Source organism: Mailhella massiliensis, assembly GCF_020741395.1.
GTDB classification, from domain to species: Bacteria; Desulfobacterota; Desulfovibrionia; order Desulfovibrionales; family Desulfovibrionaceae; genus Mailhella; species Mailhella massiliensis_A.
The window spans coordinates 1-4,743 of the sequence record NZ_DYZA01000171.1; the positions used below are offsets into that span (position 1 = coordinate 1).

3 protein-coding genes are annotated in these 4,743 nt (G+C 55.5%); all 3 read right to left on the reverse strand.

Going from position 1 to position 4,743, the window contains the following annotated elements; genetic code table 11:
* Window positions 1-813: 813 nt before the first annotated feature.
* The gene (gene thyX, locus K8W16_RS08630) at window positions 814-1,545 is read right to left on the reverse strand and encodes an FAD-dependent thymidylate synthase (RefSeq protein ID WP_304122745.1); all 732 of its coding nucleotides are present in this window, start codon (window positions 1,543-1,545) and stop codon (window positions 814-816) included.
* A gap of 199 nt (window positions 1,546-1,744) precedes the next feature.
* A complete protein-coding gene (gene ruvB, locus K8W16_RS08635; protein WP_304122747.1) occupies window positions 1,745-2,731 on the reverse strand; it encodes a Holliday junction branch migration DNA helicase RuvB in 987 nt (328 codons plus the stop codon).
* 24 nt (window positions 2,732-2,755) lie between these two features.
* On the reverse strand, window positions 2,756-3,361 hold the full coding sequence (gene ruvA / locus K8W16_RS08640) for a Holliday junction branch migration protein RuvA (protein ID WP_304122746.1): 606 nt from the start codon (window positions 3,359-3,361) through the stop codon (window positions 2,756-2,758).
* Between the last annotated feature and the right edge of the window lie 1,382 nt (window positions 3,362-4,743).

Genomic DNA, 4,743 nt, shown 5'->3' on the forward strand with positions numbered 1-4,743 from the left:
AGGGAATACATGACAAAAATACGCATCCGCCATACCGAAAACCCTGTGCTTTTTTACATATAGTTCCGTTCACAGGGAAAATACATGATAAGAATAAGACCGCTCTACGAAACTAGCATGAATCAGGATCATGCCATATCCGCTTTTCCCTGTCCGGCCTGAGGCAGAAGAAGAACAGAGAAAAGATCGGGGGGGGATCGGCGGCTCCTAAAAAGCTCCGGGGTACATAGCGCGGTAAAACTGCATTTTTTGGGACCCGCAGGTACGCCGCATATGCTCCCGTCCCCGGACAGACGGAAAAATTGCTCTCTTTTTCTTCGTACGACGCTCTCCAGCCTTATACGCTTTGAGCAGCCCCAAGGGCCCATCGGTGTAGCCCATGGTCCGCTTGTAGGCCTGCGAGGCTCTCTTACCAGCTGCTCTCTGAGAAGCGCTTATACAGTCTGAACTCTGTTCTCCCGTCTGCGGCCGGCAAACAGGCTTCCGGCGTCGGGGAGCTCAGCAACTCGCCGGTTTTATCCTCTGAAATTTAAAGTTTCCGGCTATGTTTGCCCTATTTCTGCCTGCCGTATCTATATACGAACTACCCCTCGGAATAGTTAATCTTGATAAGAGAAGTGAACTCACCGGATTCTTCCCCTTATCGTCAATCACCAAGCCATGCTTCCTTTTCCCATATCCTTCATAACCTGCGTTCGAAGCTTCCCAGGTGACTTCCTTTAGCCCTTCTCTCAGCCTGACTGGGGGCTTTAAAACAAAAAACCGGAGCAGGAAAATATCCGCAGTCCGGCATAAGGAACAAGGGAAGAACCGTCAGTTTTTTGCAGGCAGGGGATAACGGCCGCAGGTGAACTTCTCCCCTTCGGGGCAGTAGCCGAGGCGCTCGCACCTGGCCCCGGCATGGCGGAACACCTCCGGCAGTACTTCCCGGCACAGGGAAAGCATGGAACGGGCTACACTGCGGATTTCCCACTGGGCCCGCGTGCAGCAGCGATGTTCAAAAAAATTAAGCAGGGCGCGACAGTTCATGCTGACTACAATGCTGGATGAAGCAGCCTGCGGCAGCACGAAGCGGGCATCCTCACAGGCGGAAGCCCCACGACCGTCTTCTTCCAGAATAGCCTTCAAATCACGATAGGTCGCCCCTACCTCCTCCATGAAAGCCTGAAAGCGGGCACGGGCACGCGGGTCGGCTGCAATGGCGGGGGGCATGATGTAATCCATATCCGAAGCGTCCACATAGCGCTGGCTCTGCTGGGAATAGCTCGCGATGCGATGCCGCACGAGCTGATGGGTAAGCGCGCGCGATACCCCGGAAAGAGCAAAAGTGAAGCTCACATGCTCAATAGGGCTGGCATGGCCGGAAGATATGATCTTTTCCACAAAGGCGGCCTGCTTCTCCCTGCTTATCTCACCGGAAAGCAGCTGCGGCCACATGTCCGCCACATCGCCGGCATGATAGCACTGGCGAAAGGCGGCATAAATAAGGGCAAGAGGGTCCGGCGTGTGGGCCAGAAGTTCCACACGGGCTTTGATTTCTGGCATGATTCCTCCAAGGTTGAATACACAGGACAGGGCGGTATGGGGAAAAGGTGCGGCATGTTTGCAAGGATAATATCCGAACCTGTACCTGGTCGGCGCGAGAAGCCCGACACGAACAAAACGGCATGGCCTGCCGAGAGGTTGCCTCTGTTTCCGCAAAGGCCTGTGCGCATATTTTCGGTAACGCGCTTTCCTCAAAAAACTACAGAAGGCTCCCCTGTGCACTTCCACCGTACAGACGATTGAGATGACGGTAGGCCTTGGGCGTGGCCACGCGCCCCCTCGGGGTACGGTTCAGAAAGCCGCATTGGATGAGGTAGGGCTCGTAAATATCTTCAATGGTGCGTATCTCCTCGGAACAGGCCACTGCCAGGGTCTTCACGCCCACAGGACCGCCGCTGAAGTGATCGATGAGCACGGTGAGAATCTTCCTGTCCATTTCATCGAGGCCTGCCTCATCCACATCAAGCCGGGCAAGAGCCGCCCGGGCCTGCTCCCCGTCCACCACGCCCTGCCCGTACACGGCGGCAAAATCCCGCACGCGGCGAAGCAGGCGATTGGCGATGCGAGGCGTGCCCCGGGAACGACGACCTATCTCCAGCGCGCCTTCATCCGTCACCTCCACGCCGAGAATTCGGGCCGAACGCCGCACCACGCGGGAAAGCTCTTCCGGGGTGTAGAATTCCAGACGGCTGATGATGCCGAAGCGGTCTCTGAGCGGAGAGGAAAGCAGGCCCAGGCGCGTGGTTGCCCCCACCAGGGTGAAAGGCTCGATATCCAGCTTCACCGTCCGCGCGGCAGGCCCCTGCCCGATGATGAGATCGAGCGTGAAATCCTCCATGGCCGGATACAGCACTTCTTCCACACTGATGGGCATACGGTGTATTTCGTCCACAAACAGAATATCATGGCGGGAAAGATTGGTCAGGATAGCCGCAAGGTCGCCGCTGCGCTCAAGCACAGGACCCGAGGTAGTCACAAGGTTCACGCCAAGTTCCGCCGCCATGATGCGGGCCAGCGTCGTTTTGCCGAGGCCCGGGTTGCCGTAGAACAGCACATGATCCATGGACTGCCCGCGTTCCTTCGCTGCATTCAGGTATACGCGCAGATTGGCACGAAGCTCCTCCTGCCCTATGAAGTCTTCCAGACGCTGCGGGCGGATATTGTCGTCGGCACTGTCGGGAACCATGCTCTTGGGTACGAATTCTGCCATTTACTTCTTTCCTTTGGCCAGAGCCTTCAGGGCGGCACGCAACGCCTCGCCCACGTCAAGGTCGGCCTCCTTCTCCAGAACCTCTTTGAGCACCCGCCCGGCCGTTTCCTCGTCATAGCCCAGGTTGGCAAGCCCGGTGAGCGCATCGCGGTAGACGGAGGTCGCCTTCCCCGCTGGGGAAAACAAAGAGACGGGAGCATCCCCTTTAAGCTTGTATTTCAGCTCCAGAAAAATCTGCTGCGCCGTCTTTTTCCCTATACCGGAAACATGGGTAAGTGCGGAAACATTGTCTTCGGCCACAATACGGCGCAAATCGTCCGGCCGGAAGGTGGAAAGAATGGCAAGGGCCGTGCGCGCGCCCACGCGATTGATGCCCGTAAGCAGATTGAAGGTAAGCCGCTCATCCCAGGAGGGAAAACCGAACAGCTCCTGCGCATCTTCCCGTACTATGAAGCTGGTGTAAAAGGCACAGTTCCCCCCCTGTTCGGGCAATACCGCCAGCGCGTGCTCGGGCAGAAAAATCTCATAGCCCACACCACCGGCTGTGACCAATACACAGCTGTTTTCGGTACGCTCCAGCACCCGCCCTTCGACATAGGCAAGCATTTCTTCCTCCTGCCCGCTTCAACCGCGCGGAATATCTACTTTTTATACAATCAAATAGCCTACTTTATTATAAGAAAAAACGCAAGGCAGCGCTTTTGTTGCTCAAGGCTCCGGCCCATCTCGTCGTATGAAAAAAGGGTGATCCGAGCGCCGTATTACCCCGACGCTGCCGAATCTCGGGCTCTTCCCTCCTGAGATATTTCCGTACCGCACCCCGACTGCTTTGGCTGTGGAGTCTTCCCTTATAAGTCCAATTCACTTTTCCTCTGCATAAAGTTCTTACAAATCCAAAACATACGACACCTACCCTCTCTGCCAAGCCTCCCCAAAGATCTGTTCTCGACAGTTCCTCTTATTGTAGCTCCAGAAAAGGAGCGATTTCCCGGTATACTCGTTGCATGGACGGCGAACTTGCAGAAAAGAACAGCTTCACAATCATGGAACGAAGCCAAGGAGCGTAAGGCTGCTTTTTATATGTCTGCCCTGGAGAGCTTTTCTGCCGATAAAAACTTCCCCAGAACATATCAAGGTGGCCGAGCAACCTTTCCCCATACGCATACCGAAAAAGCTCCTCCATACCCTGGGCAGACAACATAGCCACTCGATGCACAGACACCTACGGGCACAGAGGTAACGGCGTCCCTTGAAAAAAACGCCTGCCTTCTTCTGTAACGCCCACGAAAGAAAACAAAAAAACAGCGATCTCCCTCCTTGATCCAAAACACAGTACCCGCTTCCGGCAAAACTTTCCCGGAAGAAGTCTCCCCTTCTGAGAGCAATATACGTTCTCCCTTTACCTGTAACAGTCCGGGCGTGCCCTCTATTTTCTTCGCAGCAAAAGCAGGGCCTTCTCTTTTATCGAACCTTATCAAAACAAAGGAAAGGTCCTTCAAGGCCGATACAAGTCGACGGCAAGCCTTCCGCACCGAGGCCCTATCCTTTCGCCTCCAACAGTCCGGAAAAAACGCACAGACCGGAGCCTTTCCTCCGGCCGACGGCAGACCTGCCCGTAGCGGAAAGAGAGACAAAAAGCCTCCGAACCGCACGGTTCCGGCTTTACCCAAAAGAAAAAACAGAAAGGGCAGGGAATCCCCGGCCCGGACATTTCCATTTCGGAGCTGTCCGCCGCGGTGCTTTCCGACAAAAGAGACATAATGAAGACCGAACGCCCATGCTCTCCGAAAGAAGAGAAGGAGGCAGGCCTTTCAGGCAGCCTGGAAACGGAGCCTGCGCATAGGGGAAAGGCGCGACAAAGAAGCCCCGCAAGGAAGGCGCAGGGCGCGCGCCGTTGCCGCGGGGCTTTAAACGACGAAAGGCTCCTTATTCAGGAGCCTTTCCAAAGATAACCTTGGCATCGGCCTACTTTCCCACGTAAAAATGCG

Bases quoted from the DNA above. Each gene is read 5' to 3' on its own strand.
- thyX (WP_304122745.1), bottom strand. From the start codon at position 1,545: ATGCCAGAAATCAAAGCCCGTGTGGAACTTCTGGCCCACACGCCGGAC.
- ruvA (WP_304122746.1), bottom strand. From the start codon at position 3,361: ATGCTTGCCTATGTCGAAGGGCGGGTGCTGGAGCGTACCGAAAACAGC.
- ruvB (WP_304122747.1), bottom strand. From the start codon at position 2,731: ATGGTTCCCGACAGTGCCGACGACAATATCCGCCCGCAGCGTCTGGAA.